General features: G+C 70.9%; 14 protein-coding genes. All 14 read left to right on the top strand.

The genetic code is table 11. From position 1 onward, the window contains the following. The gene (locus FHW79_RS10010) at positions 1 to 771 is read left to right on the top strand and encodes an SDR family oxidoreductase (protein WP_183178761.1); all 771 of its coding nucleotides are present in this window, start codon (positions 1 to 3) and stop codon (positions 769 to 771) included. Positions 772 to 800: 29 nt separating this feature from the next. Beyond that, positions 801 to 1,352: a GNAT family N-acetyltransferase gene (locus FHW79_RS10005; protein WP_183178760.1), complete on the top strand. Its 552-nt coding sequence runs from the start codon at positions 801 to 803 to the stop codon at positions 1,350 to 1,352. Between the two features lie 163 nt (positions 1,353 to 1,515). Continuing rightward, positions 1,516 to 2,223, top strand: a complete 708-nt coding sequence (locus tag FHW79_RS10000) for a sugar phosphate nucleotidyltransferase (RefSeq protein ID WP_236778230.1) — start codon at positions 1,516 to 1,518, stop codon at positions 2,221 to 2,223. 14 nt (positions 2,224 to 2,237) lie between these two features. Continuing rightward, a complete protein-coding gene (locus FHW79_RS09995; protein ID WP_183178759.1) occupies positions 2,238 to 4,187 on the top strand; it encodes a tetratricopeptide repeat protein in 1,950 nt (649 codons plus the stop codon). A 65-nt stretch (positions 4,188 to 4,252) separates the two neighbouring features. Further along, on the top strand, positions 4,253 to 5,872 hold the full coding sequence (locus FHW79_RS09990) for a glycosyltransferase (protein WP_183178758.1): 1,620 nt from the start codon (positions 4,253 to 4,255) through the stop codon (positions 5,870 to 5,872). A gap of 30 nt (positions 5,873 to 5,902) precedes the next feature. Beyond that, positions 5,903 to 6,955, top strand: coding sequence for a pseudaminic acid synthase (gene pseI / locus FHW79_RS09985; RefSeq protein ID WP_183178757.1), 1,053 nt, complete (start codon positions 5,903 to 5,905; stop codon positions 6,953 to 6,955). Then, positions 6,952 to 7,710, top strand: a complete 759-nt coding sequence (locus tag FHW79_RS09980; RefSeq protein ID WP_183178756.1) for a glycosyltransferase family protein — start codon at positions 6,952 to 6,954, stop codon at positions 7,708 to 7,710. Before pseI ends, FHW79_RS09980 begins: the two co-directional genes overlap by 4 nt. A 15-nt stretch (positions 7,711 to 7,725) precedes the next feature. Then, complete coding sequence (locus FHW79_RS09975) at positions 7,726 to 7,959, top strand: acyl carrier protein (RefSeq protein ID WP_183178755.1); 234 nt, start codon at positions 7,726 to 7,728, stop codon at positions 7,957 to 7,959. A gap of 7 nt (positions 7,960 to 7,966) precedes the next feature. Then, on the top strand, positions 7,967 to 8,785 hold the full coding sequence (locus FHW79_RS09970) for an alpha/beta fold hydrolase (protein ID WP_183178754.1): 819 nt from the start codon (positions 7,967 to 7,969) through the stop codon (positions 8,783 to 8,785). Next, positions 8,782 to 9,060 (top strand): acyl carrier protein, encoded by a 279-nt coding sequence (locus tag FHW79_RS09965; protein ID WP_183178753.1) that lies wholly within the window; start codon positions 8,782 to 8,784, stop codon positions 9,058 to 9,060. The genes FHW79_RS09970 and FHW79_RS09965 overlap by 4 nt, the downstream gene beginning before the upstream one ends. Next, positions 9,057 to 10,253, top strand: coding sequence for an AMP-binding protein (locus FHW79_RS09960; protein WP_183178752.1), 1,197 nt, complete (start codon positions 9,057 to 9,059; stop codon positions 10,251 to 10,253). Before FHW79_RS09965 ends, FHW79_RS09960 begins: the two co-directional genes overlap by 4 nt. Further along, the gene (locus tag FHW79_RS09955; protein ID WP_183178751.1) at positions 10,250 to 10,981 is read left to right on the top strand and encodes an SDR family NAD(P)-dependent oxidoreductase; all 732 of its coding nucleotides are present in this window, start codon (positions 10,250 to 10,252) and stop codon (positions 10,979 to 10,981) included. Before FHW79_RS09960 ends, FHW79_RS09955 begins: the two co-directional genes overlap by 4 nt. Before the next feature lie 16 nt (positions 10,982 to 10,997). Further along, on the top strand, positions 10,998 to 12,110 hold the full coding sequence (locus tag FHW79_RS09950; RefSeq protein WP_183178750.1) for a ketoacyl-ACP synthase III: 1,113 nt from the start codon (positions 10,998 to 11,000) through the stop codon (positions 12,108 to 12,110). Between the two features lie 142 nt (positions 12,111 to 12,252). After that, entirely contained in the window at positions 12,253 to 14,118 is a 1,866-nt protein-coding gene (locus FHW79_RS09945) for a flagellin (protein ID WP_183178749.1), read from the top strand. Positions 14,119 to 14,170: the final 52 nt, after the last annotated feature.

Raw genomic sequence — 14,170 nt, 5'->3', positions numbered from 1 at the left:
ATGACCAGGGACATAAGCCCGCTCGTCGATCTCACGGGACGGCACGTCCTGGTCACCGGTGCCTCCGCCGGGATCGGGCGGGCGACGGCAGCGCTGGCCGCGAGGCTCGGCGCGCGGGTTACGCTCAACGGGCGCGATGCCGGTCGGCTGGGCGAGACTCTGGCGCTTCTGCCGGGGGAGGGGCACCGGACGGCCGCCTTCGACCTGTCGGACAGCGACGCCATCCCCGGCTGGGTCAAGGCGCAGGCGGAGGCCGGCGGCCCCATCGCCGGGCTGGCCCATTGCGCCGGGGTGCAGGTCGGCAAGCCGGTGCGCGGCGTCGACCGCGCCTTCTTCGACGGCATCCTGCACGCCAACCTGCTGAGCGCGCTGGCGCTGGCCCGCGGCCTGCGGCAGAAGGGCTGCCACGCCGAACCGGCGGCGCTGGTGCTGGTGTCCTCCGTCGCGGCGGAGATCGGGCAGCCGGGCAACGTGGTCTATTCGGCGGCCAAGGGCGGGCTGGTCTCGGCCACCCGCGGGCTGGCCATGGAGTTCCTGCGCGACGGCATCCGCGTCAACTGCGTCGCCCCGGCGATGGTCGAGACGGAGATGATGGAGCGCTTCCGCCGCACCACCACGGCGGAGCAGTTCGAGGCGATCCGCGCCGCCCATCCCATGGGCTTCGGCAAGCCGGAGGACGTGGCCTCGGCCATCGCCTTCCTGCTGTCGCCGGCCAGCGGCTGGATCAACGGGGTGATGCTGCCGGTGGACGGCGGCTATCTGGCGACGTGACGCCGCACGCGTTCGAAGGATAAGGGTTCATGTTCCGCTTCCGCCGACCGACGACCGACGATGCCGAGATGCTGCTGCGCTGGCGCACCGAGCCGTCGATCACCCGCTTCATGTTCACCGATCTGGAGACCCCGGACGTGGACCGGCAGCGCGCTTGGCTGACCGCGATGGACGCCCGTGCGGACTTCCGCCATTTCATCATCGAGCATGAGGGCCGCCCGGTCGGCTATCTTTCCTACTATGACATCGACCGGGTGCATCTGCGCTGCTCCTCCGGCTCGTACATCGTGGAGGAGAAGGACAGGAGGAAGCTCGCCGGCTTCCTGCACTGCTTCATCATGGACTATTGCTTCTACGGTTTGGGGATGAACAAGCTCTTCAATTATTTCATGGAGGGCAACGACACGGTCATCCGCATCCAGAAGGTTGTGAAAGCGCGCGAGGTCGGGGTTCTGCGTCAACATGTCCACAAATATGGCCGTTTCCACGATGTCCATGTTTTCGAGACGCTGCGCAGCGATTGGGAGGGTCACCCCCATATCTTCCCGCGCGAAACCACGCTGGCAGCCTTCGCGGAATAGGCCATGCGGCGGGGGCTTACGTTGGGCGGTCGGCCGGGAAAGTTCGCCGTCACCCCCACCGAATGTTTGACCAATCCACCGCCGACGCGGTATGCGGCGGGGGTGGGGGCGGCGCTGCGGCGCCGAGAGCATGAGGGGAAGCACGGTGCGGCCTGAGGAAGCCTTGACGGACATCGACGTCACGCTGCTCGCCGGTGGTCTCGGCTCGCGCATGCGGGGCGTCTCGGGCGACACGCCCAAGGTGCTGGCGCCCATCGCGGGACGCGCCTTTCTCGGACATCTTCTGGACCATCTGGCGGCCTACGGCGCGCGCCGGGTCGTGCTGTGCCTGGGCCATCTGGCGGACCGGGTGACGGCGTGGCTGGCCCAGGGCGACACCAACCGGTCGCTGGACGTCGTCTGCCAGATCGAGCCAAGCCAGATGGGCTCCGCCGCGGCGCTCGCCTACATCCGCAAGGACCTGAAGGCCGGCACCGTCCTGGTGATGAGCGGCGACACCTTCCTCGACGCCGATCTGCGCGCCTTCGTCGCCTCGCACCGCCTGTCGGGCGCCGAGGCGTCGGTCCTGTGCGTGGAGGTGGAGGACGCCGCCCGCTTCGGCCGGGTGGAAGTCGGGCCGGACAGCCGGGTCCGCCAATTCCTCGACAAGGCGCCGGGGCGCGGCGTCATCAACGCCGGGGTCTATCTCTTCTCCGCGGCTTTCCTCGACCGCATCGCAGCCTCCGGGGCCAGTTCGCTGACCCGCGACGTGCTGCACAAGATGCCGCCGGGAACGCTGCACGGCCACGTTGCCAAGGCCCGCTTCATCGACATGGGCACGCCGGAAAGTCTGGCGGTCGCCGCCAGCGTGATCGGCGGCCGCGAGACCTGAGCGGAGCGGGCGCCATGGCGACGCTGGACGAGGCGCTGACCATCGCGCTCGACCTCCACACCGCCGGGCGGACGGACGAGGCGGAAACCCTCTACGGGCGCATTCTCGACGCCGTTCCGGGCGAGCCGAACGCCCTTCATCTCTATGGCCTCCTCTGCGCCCAGGGCGGGCGGCTGGAGCAGGCCGCCGGGCTGCTGGAAAAGGCGGTGGCGCTGCGCCCCGGCCTGCCCGAATACCGCGCCAACCTTGCGATGCTGCATCAGGCCCGCGGCAACCCCGCCGCCGCGGCCGAGGAATACCGCGCCGCCTTGCGCCTTTGCCCCGATTCGGCGGCGCTCGCCTTCCCGCTGGCCGGAGCGGCACGGCAGGCGGGGCAGAGCGGGCTCGCCCTGGCGGCCTATCGCCGCACCATCCTGATCCAGCCCGATCTTGCCGAGCCGATGGTCCAGGCCGGCATCCTGCTGCGCTACGCGGGACGGACAGGCGAGGCGGCGTCCGCCCTGCGCCGCGCCGTCCGGCTGCGCCCCGACCATGGGGAGGCGTGGCACCATCTTGGCGTGGCGCTCCAGCGGATCGGAGGCCCGGACGCGGCGACGGCGCTGGCACAGGCCGTGGCTCTGCTGCCGGAGGACGCGACGCCCCGGCTCAATCTCGGCCGCGCCCATTACGACGCGGGGCGGTGGGGCGCCGCCGCAGCGGCCCTGCGCGGCGCGTTGGCGCTCGACCCGGCGAACGACGGCGCGCTGGAGCTTCTCGCCGCCGCCCGGCACAAGGTGGGCGGGGAGGGGGAGGCCGTGACGGCTTTGCGCCGTCTGCTGCGGCTGCGTCCGGACGCGGCGAACGGCTGGTACGCGCTGTCGCTTGCCGAACCCGGCGCCCCGGGGGCGCTCCGCCGCGCGCTGGCCCTTCAGCCGGATCACCGCAACGCTTTGAGCGGTCTGGCGAACCGGTTGCGCGACCAGAGGGAGATCGCCGCCTCGCTGCGCCTGCACGATCGCGCCGTCCGCCTTGAGCCGGCCAGCGCCGAGGCGCGCTGGAACCGCTCCCTAGCCCGGCTCCTCGCCGGCGACCTGCCGGGCGGTTGGGAGGATTACGAGGCGCGCTGGGGCGTGGCCGATTTCCCGACAAAGCCGCGCGGCCTGCCGCAGCCGCTATGGTGCGGCGAGGACATCGCGGGTCGGACCATCCTGCTGCATGAGGAACAGGGCCGTGGCGACGCCATCCAGTTCGTCCGCTACGCCCCGCTGGTCGCCGCCCGCGGCGCCCGCGTGCTGCTGGAGGTCGGGGCCGATCTGGTGCCGCTGTTCCGCGGCCTGCCGGGGGTGGAGCGGGTCGTCGCGCGCGGCGAGCCCTTGCCGGCCTTCGACTGGCAGTGCCCGCTGCTCAGCCTGCCGCGGGCCTTCGCCACCCGGCTGGAGACCATCCCCGCCACCGTCCCCTACCTGACCGCCGATCCGGCGCGCGCCGCGGCGTGGCGGGAGCGGCTGGCCGGCGGCGGCCTTGCGGTCGGGCTGGTCTGGGCCGGCAATCCGCAGTTCGCCGGCGACCGGAAACGGTCGCCGGGGCTGGCGGCGTTGATCCCGCTGCTGGCGGTGCCGGGCTGCCGGTTCTTCGGGCTGCAACTCGGCCCTGGACACGACGATCTGGCGGGGCGGGCGATGCCGTCCGCCTTCACCGATCTGGCGCCGGAGATCCGCGACTTCGCCGACACCGCGGCGATCATGGCGTCTCTGGACCTCGTGGTGTCCTCCTGCACCGCGCCCGCCCATCTGGCCGGGGCGCTGGGCGTTCCTCTGTGGGTGCTGCTGTCCCACGCGCCGGACTGGCGCTGGCTGCTCGACCGCGCCGACAGCCCCTGGTATCCGACCGCCCGCCTGTTCCGCCAGCCCCGTCCCGGCGATTGGGCCGCGGTGGCGGCGGAGGCCGCGGCGGCGCTGGCCGAGCGAACCGCGGCGCGTTCTTGAAACCTTAACCTCGCCGGGGCTATCAGGAGGCGAAGCGCGCGACACGCGCCGGTTGGGGGAACAGCATGTCCGACATCGCCGGGGACCAAACCGCCACGCTGAAGGCCCTGCTGGCCGAGCGCCAGTTCAACGCCGACCGCCTCAACACCCTGACGGCCCATTGCGAGCGGATGCGCTGCGAACTGGATCGGGACGTTCGCCTGTCCATCGCCGAGGCGCTGCGCCGCGACCCGCCGACCGGGGAGACGGTGCTGCTCCACTCCGTGCTGTTCCAGCTCACCGGCGACCTCTACCACTACGAGCGCATTCTCCATTACCTGCTGCTGGGCGGGGAGCGGGTTGGGCCGCAGCTCATGCACTACACCTACTGGTGCATCGCGCGGCAGCTGTTCCTGGCCGCGTCTGCGCCGGAGAAGCTGGGCGCCTTCGGCCCCTGCGACCTGTTCCGCTTCTATGAGGAGCTGGTGCTGGCGGTGGCGCAGCGCTGGGGCGTCGTTCCGCCGCGCCATGTGCCGCGTGACGGGCCGACCCGCCGGGTGGCCGTGCTGACCAACCAGTTCACCAACGACCAGCACCAGCCCTCGCGCGACTGCTTCGACTACGCCAGCCGGCTCCAGGACGACTTCGGGCTCGACGTCGCCATCATCAATTGCAACACCATGCCGCTGCGGGCCGAGAGCCTGTTCGTGCCGCCGATGGTCGCGGAATTGGTCGCCGATTACGAGGGCGTCTTCGCGCTCAAGATGTTCGGGCGGCAGGTGAAGATGGCCTCCTTCACCGACCGCGCCTTCTCCAAGGAGAAGCTGTCCACCATCGTCGGCGCCATCGACGGCTACGACCCCGACCTGCTGGTCACCTTCGGCGGGGCCAACGTGGTGGGCGACCTGTTCGCGGTGACCGGGGCGCGGCCGGTGGTCTGCCTGCCCACCACCTCGGGCATGACCATCTCGCTGGCCCATCTCGTGCTGGGCTACGAGGAAGGGAACCACACCGACGCCCTGCCGGCGCTCTACCGCGCTCCCTTCGCGCGGCGCTTCCGGCCCTTCACGCTGGGCTTCTCCCCGCCCCCCACGGCGGGGGGCGGGGGTGCGCTCGACTTGGGCGATGCGGCCTTCGTCTTCGCGGTTGTCGGCACCCGCCTGGATCTTGAGGTGACGGCGGAGTTCCTCGCGCTGGCCGATTCCATCCTCGACCGCTGCCCCGGTGCCGTGATCGTCTTCGCCGGGGAGGTGGAGCGGTTGCCGGCCCGGCTGGCGGCGGCGCGCAACGGAGCGCGGATGCGCAGCCTGGGCCACCTCAAGGACATCCGCGCCTTCTATCGGCGCTGCCATGCCTACCTCAACCCCTCGCGCCAGGGCGGCGGCGGCAGCGCCGCCTACGCCATCGCCGAGGGACTGCCGGTGGTCACGCTGGCCTGGGGCGACGTGGCGAGCGTCGCGGGGGCGGGCATCCCCGTGCCGGACGCCGCCGCCTATGTGGAGCGCGCCGCCGCCCTGGTCGCCGACCCCGCTCTGTGCGAGCGGCAGGCGGAGCTGTCGCGTGTCCGCTTCCAGACCGTCGGCGACCGCCACCGTTGCGCTGAACGGCTGCTGGCCTATGGCGAGGAGGCGCGGGGCCTTGTGCGGGCGGCGATCAAGGCGGGCGCACAAAAGGAAGACCCGCCGTCCGCTTCCGTGGCAGAGTGAAACCCGACCATCACAGCGAGACCGTTCCCCGTGCCGCGCGACGTCATCATCAACGGCCGCCCGATCGGCCCCGGCCAGCCGCCCTATCTGATCGCCGAGATGTCGGGAAACCACAAGGGCGACCTGAACCGGGCGCTGGCCCTGGTCGACGCCGCCAAGGAGGCCGGCGCCGACGCGGTGAAGCTGCAGACCTACACCGCCGATACGCTGACCATCGACCATGACGGGCCGGGCTTCCTGCTGGAGGGCGGGCTATGGAAGGGCCGCACCCTGCACGACCTCTACCGCGAGGCCCACACCCCCTGGGAGTGGCACGGCCCGCTGTTCGAGCGCGCGGGCGCCCTCGGCCTGACCATCTTCAGTTCGCCCTTCGACGACACGGCGGTCGAGCTTCTGGAGCGGCTGGACGCTCCGGCTTTCAAGATCGCCTCCTTCGAGCTGAACGACCTGCCGCTGATCCGCCGCGCCGCCCGCTCTGGCAAGCCGTTGATCCTGTCCACCGGCCTCGCCACGCTGGGCGAGATCGCGGAGGCGGTGGAGGCGGCGGGCGACGCGCCGATTGTGCTGCTCCACTGCGTCAGCGGCTACCCGACGCCGCCCGGGGACTGCAACCTGCGCACCATCCCGCATCTGGCGCAGGCCTTCGGGGTGGCCGCCGGTCTGTCCGACCACACCCACGGAGCGGCGGTGCCGGTCGCCGCGGCGGCGCTGGGGGCGGTGGTGATCGAGAAGCACTTCACCCTGTCCCGAGCCGACGGCGGGGTGGACAGCGCCTTTTCGCTGGAGCCGGCGGAGTTCAGGGCGATGGCCGAGGCCGTCCGCACCGCCTGGGCGGCTCTGGGCCGCATCCATTACGGGGTGAAGCCGAGCGAGGCGGGCGGGCGCGACTACCGCCGGTCCCTCTACGTCACCGCGGACGTGGCGGCGGGCGAGGCGCTGAGCGCCGGTAACGTCCGCTCCATCCGCCCCGGCTTCGGCCTGGAGCCGAAGCACCTCCCCGCCGTGCTCGGCCGCCGCGCCGCCCGCGCCCTGAAGCGCGGCGAGCCGCTGCGCTGGGATATGCTGGCCCCTGGAGAGAAATGAGCGCCGCCATGGCCAAGCCGCGCGTCGTCTGCATCTCGCAGGCCCGCATGACCTCGACCCGCCTGCCCGGCAAGGTGCTGATGGAGGCGGCGGGGCAGCCGCTGCTGGCGCATCATCTGGGCCGGCTGGCGCGCTGCCGGACGCTCGACGCGCTGGTGCTGGCGACCACGGTGAACGGCACCGACGACCCGGTGGCGGAACTGGCGGGATCGCTCGGCGTGCCGGTCTTCCGCGGCGACGAGCAGGACGTGCTCGGGCGCTTCGCCGGGGCCGCGGCCATGGCCGGGGCGGACGTGGTGGTGCGGGTCACCGCCGATTGCCCGCTGATCGACCCGGCGCTGGTGGACCGCGTGGTGACCGCCTTCCTGGAGTCGGCGCCGCCGCTGGATTATCTCAGCCTGGACGTCACCCGCTTCCCGCGCGGGCTGGATGCGGAAGTCTTCACCCGCGCCGCCCTGGACGCGGCGGCCGCCGGTGCCGTCGAGCCGGCGGAGCGCGAGCACGTCACCGCCCATATCTACCGCCGCCCGGAGCGTTTCCGCATCGGCGCCCCTGTGGCGCCGGACGACGGCACCGTCCTCGACCAGCGCTGGTGCGTGGACGAGGGCGCTGATCTTGAGCTGGTGCGCCGCCTGCTGGGCGCCTTGCTCCCCGAAAATCCCGGCTTCGGCTGGCAGGATTGTTGCAAAGTTCTGCGCCGGCACCCTGAATGGGCCGACCTGAACGGCAGCGTGCGTCAGAACACGCTCCATTGAAACGGAGACACCACCATGGACCGCAAGGATTTCCTGCTCGCGCTCGACGAGATGCTGGAACTGGACCCCGGCACCCTGACGGGCGCGGAAGAACTCGATTCAATCGACAGCTGGGATTCCCTGGCCGTCATCAGTTTCATCGCCCTGGTTGACGAGAGACTCGGCCACGTCGTGGAGGGGGAGAAGCTCGTCAAGGCGAAGACGGTGGACGACCTGCTGGGTCTGGCCGGCATCGCCGTCACGGCCTGACGCTCCGGTGACGTCGAAGGTTGAGCGCTCTCCGCGGCGCGGACGGGCCGACATCGAGAGTGGTCCCGCTTCCTATTTGTCGGTGGGGCGGGGCGGCGTTCCAGCTCTGCTGCTGCACGGATTCGCCGGGGATTCGCTGACGTGGCAGTTCAACGCCGCGGCGCTGGCCGCCGACCGGCGGGTGCTGGCGGTGGATCTGCCGGGCCACGGCGCCTCGACCCTGGAGGTCGGGGATGGGCGGGTCGGCGCCTTCGCGCCCTGGCTGCTGCGCCTGCTGGACGCGCTGGAGATTCCGCGCGTCCACGCGGTCGGCCATTCGATGGGCGGCTACGTCGCGCTGGAGCTGGCGCGGCTGGCCCCGAAGCGGGTGGCGAGCCTGTCGCTGGTCGCCAGCGCCGGTCTCGGCCCCGACTTCGACCTGGAGTTCCTGCGTCGGGTCGCCGCGCTGGAGACGGTGGAGGAGGGGCGGGACTGCGCCGCGCGCCTGTTCGCCCGGCCCTGGCTGCTGGCGGGCCGCGTCGGCGAGGTGATGCACGCCCAGGCCGCCGACCCCCGCCGCCGCGCCGCCCTGGAGCGGATCATCGCCGGCTCCTTCGCGGAGGCGCGCCGGTCGCCCGGCCCTGTGGATTGGACTGCCTTTCCGATGCCGATCCAGCTCCTGTGGGGGCGCGAGGATCGCATCATCCCGGTGCCCGTTGCCGAGCGGCTGCCTCCCGGCGCACCGCTTCATCTCTTCGACAAGGCCGGGCACTTGCCGCATAGTGAGGCGGCCACCCCCGTCACGGCCACCCTCCGCGACTTTCTTTCCGCATGCGACCCCCAATGACCAATTCCATGTTTGCGCTGATCGCCGAAGAGCTTGCCCGCATTGCCGCCGACAAGGGGGAGACCCTGCCGGTGCTCGGCCCGGATACGCGCTTCCTCGGCGGGGATCTGCCGATCGACTCCCTCGACCTTGCCACCCTGCTGGTGGTGTTGGAGCAGCGCACCGGCCAGGACCCCTTCCGCGCCGGCTTCGTCCAGTTCAACACGGTCGGGGAACTGGCTGCCCTCTACCGTCCGGCCCATAGCCATCCAGGCCTGCCCGCCGGGTCCCTATGAGCCTGCCGCCGCCCTCCTGGCTGCATCCCGGCCTTCGCCTGATCGAGGCGGAGCGCGGTGTCGGTTGGGCGGAGATATCCGTGCAGGCCGACGCTTTTGAGACGGTGTTTCGCGCCTCCGGCGGGCGGGTGGTCCTGCCGCCGCAAGGCGTGCCGGCGCTTGTCGCCGCCCTGGTCGCCGCCGAGCGGGCCGGCGTGGAATTGCATCTTTCGCGCCGTACCGACGTCATGGAGACGGGGCGTGCACCCGACGGGCCGGGCTTCGCGGTGCTGCTGGAGACCTCCGGCACCACCGGCACGCCGAAGCTGATCCGGCACGATTTCCAGCGCCTGCGCGGGCGGCTGCGCGGTGCGGCCGATCCGGACGCGCGCTGGCTGCTGGCCTATGAGCCGGCGGCCTTCGCCGGGCTCCAGGTCATCCTGACGGCGCTGGCGGCGGGGGCGACCCTGGTGTCGGCGCCTGGCGCCGGGGCGGCGGAGCTGGCGCGTCTCGCCGTGCGGCACGCGGTCACCCACATCAGCGCGACCCCCAGTTTCTGGCGCGCCTTCCTGCTGGCGCTCGACGGCGCGGTACCGCCGCTGGCCGCCGTCACGCTGGGGGGGGAGGTGGCCGACCAGCCGCTGCTCGACCGGCTGGCGGAGCGATTCCCGACGGCGAAGCTGCGGCACATCTACGCCTCGACGGAGGCCGGGGCCCTTTTCGCGGTGGGCGACGGCAAGGCCGGCTTTCCGGCCGCCTGGCTGGACGGCGGCATCGACGGGGTGGGCCTGCGTGTCCGCGACGGCGTGCTGGAGGTGGAGAGCCCCCGCGCGATGCTCGGTCACGAGGGGGGCTGGCTGTCCACCGGTGACGTCGTGGATCTGCGCGGCGACCGTGCTTTGTTCGCCGGGCGGCTCGACGGGCGGGTCAATGTCGGCGGCGTCAAGGTCTCGCCGGAGGTGGTGGAGCAGGTGCTGCTGGACGTGCCGGGCGTGCGGGACGCCCTGGTCCAGGCGGCGGCCAACCCGGTGACCGGCCATATTCTGACCGCACTGGTGGTCCCGGCGCCGGGGATGGAGGACATGGCCCTGCGCGCCGCGATCCGCGCCGCCATCGCCGACCTGCCGCCCGCCGCGCGGCCTCGTCTGGTGACCATGACCGGGAGCATTGCCCTGGGTGCGGCGGGCAAGAAGACGCGGAAGGGAACGGCATGAACGGCAAGCGGCACGTCATCGTCACCGGCGGCAGCCGCGGGCTGGGTCTGGGCATCGTCGAGGCGCTGCTGGCCGATGGCTACCGCGTTTCCACCTGCAGCCGCGCGCCGAGCGCGGCGCTGGAGCGGCTGGCCGGCCCCGACCTGTTCTGGCAGGCTTGCCGCATCGGCGACGGGGAATCGGTGCGGGCCTTCATGGAGGCCGCCTTGGACTGGGGCGGCGCGTCGCCACTCTGGGGTCTGGTCAACAACGCCGGCATCGCGCGCGAGGGCGTGCTCGCGACCTTCCCGGAGATCGACGTGGAGGAGGTCGTCCAGGTCAACCTGACCGGCGCCATCCAGGTCGCCCGCGCCTTCCTGCGGGCCAAGCTCGTGAAGCGGGGGGCGGGGCGGATCGTCAACATCTCCTCGATCATCGGACAGCGGGGCTATACCGGCCTGTCCGCCTATTCGGCGTCGAAGGCGGGCCTTGACGGGCTGACCCGCGCCCTGGCCCGCGAGGTCGGGCGGCTCCAGGTCACCGTCAACTCGGTCGCGCCCGGCTATCTCGACACGGAAATGTCCGGCACGCTGGCCGAGGGGCAGCGCGACCAGATCGTGCGGCGCACGCCGCTGGGCCGGCTCGGCGAGGTGGACGACGTGGTGCCGGTGGTCCGTTTCCTGCTGGGCGACGGGGCGGGCTTCATGACCGGCCAGACCATCGTCGTGGACGGCGGCATCACCGGCTGACGAAAGGAGACGCGCCATGGTGGCCAGCGTAATCGCGGGCGTTGGCCTGAGCGGAATCGTTGCCTGCGTTCCGGAGCGGCGCGAGACGGTGGAGGATCTGGCCTTGCGCTTCGGCGAGGACTCCGCCCGCCGGATCGCCAAGGCGACGGGCATCGAGGCCCGCCACCTCGTGCCGCCTCATCAATGCACCTCCGACCTGGCGGAGGCGGCGGCGCAGCGGCTGCTCGACCGGCTGGGCTGGGCGGCGGAGAGCGTCGACCTGCTGGTCATGGTCACCCAGACCCACGACCATATCCTGCCGGCCTCGGGCTATCGGCTCCACCATCGGCTGGGGTTGGGCAAGAGCGCGGCGGTGCTGGACCTGACGCTCGGCTGCTCGGGCTACGTGCATGGCTTATGGACCGCGTCGGCGATGCTGAAGGCGGCGGGCGGGCAGCGCGCTCTGCTGATCGCCGGGGACACCACGTCGCGCGTGCTCGACCCCGACGACCGCACCGTGGCGCCCCTGTTCGGCGACGCCGCCACGGCGACGGCGCTGGCGGCGGAGGATGGAGCCGCGCCCATGGTCTTCGCGCTTGGCAGCGACGGCGCCGGCGCCCCTTACCTTGCCGTCCCGGGCGGCGGTCTTCGGCGCCCCGGCGAGCCTGCGCACCTGTTCATGGACGGCACCCAGGTCTTCGCCTTCACCCTGCGGGAAGTGCCGAGCAACATCCGCGCCGTTCTGGACCGTGCCGGCTGGACGATGGAGACGGTGGAACGGCTGGTCCTGCATCAGGCAAACGCGCAAATGATCCGTCACCTCGCGCAGAAGCTTGGCGCCACGCCCGAACAAACGGTGGTCGGTCTCGCCGGCTTCGGCAACACCAGCTCCGCTTCCATTCCCCTGGCGCTGGCCTCCGAATTGGCGACGGCGTTGTGCGACGGACCGCTGCGCCTCGTCCTGTCGGGATTCGGCGTCGGCTGGTCTTGGGGAAGCGTGGCGCTGACCGCCGGTCCGCTCGCCGTTTGCGAGGTGATGACGCTTCCTGCAAGCCCGGCAGAATCTGCCGGGTCGGATACGCAACCGGCAAAGGGTGCCGGGGGGTCGGCAATTCTTGCCGGGCAACCGGCAAAAATTGCCGACCCCTGATTTGCCCAGAGGCAGGATTTTCCTCGTTCGGGCGGCAAATTCGATCTGGCCCATTTATTGCCTACTGGTAGCCCGAGGGAATTAGTCCCTCTCCGTGCGCGCACCGTCGTACGGAATGAAATCCTCCAAAAGGAGTGACTCCATGGCTACCAGCGACATCTCCCTCTCGTCGTCGATGCGCACGAACCTGCTGCAGCTGCAGGGCGTCCAGGACTCGATCGCGAAGAAGCAGAACATCCTCGCCACCGGCAACAAGATCAATTCGGCGCTCGACGGCCCGACGTCGTTCTTCGCCGCGAAGAACCTGACCCAGCGCGCCGGCGACCTGACCGCGCTGAAGGACACGATGGGGCAGGCCATCAGCACCATCAAGGCCGCCGACAAGGGCTTGACCTCGATCGACGACATGATCGAGCAGGCGCGCGGCCTGACCACCGCCGCCTATTCCGCGCTCGGCACCGACGCCGGCTCCGTCGCCACCCGCAAGTCGCTGGCCTCGCAGTTCAACGCGCTGAAGGAGCAGATCGACAAGCTGGCCGGTGACTCCGCCTACGGTGGCAAGAACCTGCTGGCCGGCAACGGGCTGCGCATGGACTCCACCAGCGACTCGCGCCGCGCCGTCAACACCATCCAGGGCATCGAGAACGCCCGCGTCACCAACGTGGTGTCGGCCGACACCTACACGGTGCGCGTCAAGGGCGACGGCTCCATCGAGGGCGCGGCCGGCGAGATCAACAGCGCCGAAATGGCCCACGGCCTGGTCGGCCTGAAGCTGTCCGGCACGATGAACACCACGGCGGGCAGCTTCTCCGACGTGCAGATCGAAGTCCGCGGCGCGACGGGCCGCGAGCGCTCCTTCATCGTCACGGACGGCAACGAGTCCCGCACGATCACCTACTTCGACAACAGCCAGACCATCGCCGCCAACACGACGACGCCGGCCAAGACGGGCACGGCGCAGGTCACCCAGGTGTCGATGGGCGGCACGATCGAGGCGGGCGACAGCTTCACGATCACCGTCGAAGACCAGACCTTCACCTACACCGCCACCGCCGGCGACGTGGCGACGGGCCAGACCGCCCGCATCAACATCGCCAACCAGCTCAAGGCGTCGATCAACAGCGCGCTGGGCGCCAACGGCCGCCTCAGCGGCAAGGACGTCCAGACCGTCACGGTCAGCACGACCGGCACGATCACGCTGTCCGGCGCGACGACGACCAACGCCGCCCGCGAGATGACGGTCAAGGCCACCGCCGAGAACGCCCTGACCAAGCGCATCTCCGAGAGCTTCGCGTCGGGCACCGTCGTGTCCTTCACGGTGGATCGCAAGCTGCTGGAGCAGGCCTCCAACAACGGCAACGGCATCTCGACCATCGAGAAGAAGGTCGACATCCAGATCCAGGTCAGCAACCTGAGCGGCGCCACGGTGACCCGCGACGGCATGGCCAAGCGCGGCGAGGGCAAGCTGTCGGAAGGCGAGAACGCCTTCGCGTTCGACACCGGCACGGTGCGCTTCAACGTCGACCAGAAGAGCATCAAGCAGGCGGCGGCGGCCAACTCGGCGGCCAACTTGGTCTCGGTTCAGGTGACCGACGCCAACACCGCGAACGATCTGACGGTGCAGCTCAACGAGCGCAACACCAACGCGATCACGGTGAAGGCCCAGAACCTGACCACCAGCGGCCAGGGCCTGCGTCTGGACTACGCGCAGAACGACTGGACCGACCGCGCCGACATCGACAAGGCGGTCGCCAGCATCGACTACGCGAAGCAGAACCTGCGTTCGGCCTCGCAGACGCTGTCGACCAACCTGAACGTCATCACGACCCGTGAGAACTTCACCAAGGAGTTCAGCGACGTGCTGACGGAAGGCGCCAGCAAGCTGACGCTGGCCGACCAGAACGAGGAAGGCGCGAACCTGCTGATGCTGCAGACCCGTCAGCAGCTCGGCACCATCGCCCTCTCGCTGGCCAACCAGTCGCAGCAGTCGATCCTGCGTCTGTTCTAAGCCGGAGACTTCGGGTAGGATCACGCCCGGCGGGCGGCGGCGCAAGCCGCCG

Origin of the sequence: Azospirillum sp. OGB3 (assembly GCF_014192915.1) — a bacterium.
In the GTDB taxonomy this organism is placed as follows: domain Bacteria; phylum Pseudomonadota; class Alphaproteobacteria; order Azospirillales; family Azospirillaceae; genus Azospirillum.
Note: the sequence above shows the minus strand (reverse complement) of the source record. Positions and strands in the feature narration are given on the sequence as shown.

Bases quoted from the DNA above. Each gene is read 5' to 3' on its own strand.
- FHW79_RS09955 (WP_183178751.1), top strand. From the start codon at position 10,250: ATGAACGGCAAGCGGCACGTCATCGTCACCGGCGGCAGCCGCGGGCTG.
- FHW79_RS09960 (WP_183178752.1), top strand. From the start codon at position 9,057: ATGAGCCTGCCGCCGCCCTCCTGGCTGCATCCCGGCCTTCGCCTGATC.
- FHW79_RS09965 (WP_183178753.1), top strand. From the start codon at position 8,782: ATGACCAATTCCATGTTTGCGCTGATCGCCGAAGAGCTTGCCCGCATT.
- FHW79_RS09975 (WP_183178755.1), top strand. From the start codon at position 7,726: ATGGACCGCAAGGATTTCCTGCTCGCGCTCGACGAGATGCTGGAACTG.
- FHW79_RS09980 (WP_183178756.1), top strand. From the start codon at position 6,952: ATGAGCGCCGCCATGGCCAAGCCGCGCGTCGTCTGCATCTCGCAGGCC.
- FHW79_RS09990 (WP_183178758.1), top strand. From the start codon at position 4,253: ATGTCCGACATCGCCGGGGACCAAACCGCCACGCTGAAGGCCCTGCTG.
- FHW79_RS09945 (WP_183178749.1), top strand. From the start codon at position 12,253: ATGGCTACCAGCGACATCTCCCTCTCGTCGTCGATGCGCACGAACCTG.
- FHW79_RS09995 (WP_183178759.1), top strand. From the start codon at position 2,238: ATGGCGACGCTGGACGAGGCGCTGACCATCGCGCTCGACCTCCACACC.
- FHW79_RS09950 (WP_183178750.1), top strand. From the start codon at position 10,998: ATGGTGGCCAGCGTAATCGCGGGCGTTGGCCTGAGCGGAATCGTTGCC.
- FHW79_RS10010 (WP_183178761.1), top strand. From the start codon at position 1: ATGACCAGGGACATAAGCCCGCTCGTCGATCTCACGGGACGGCACGTC.
- FHW79_RS10005 (WP_183178760.1), top strand. From the start codon at position 801: ATGTTCCGCTTCCGCCGACCGACGACCGACGATGCCGAGATGCTGCTG.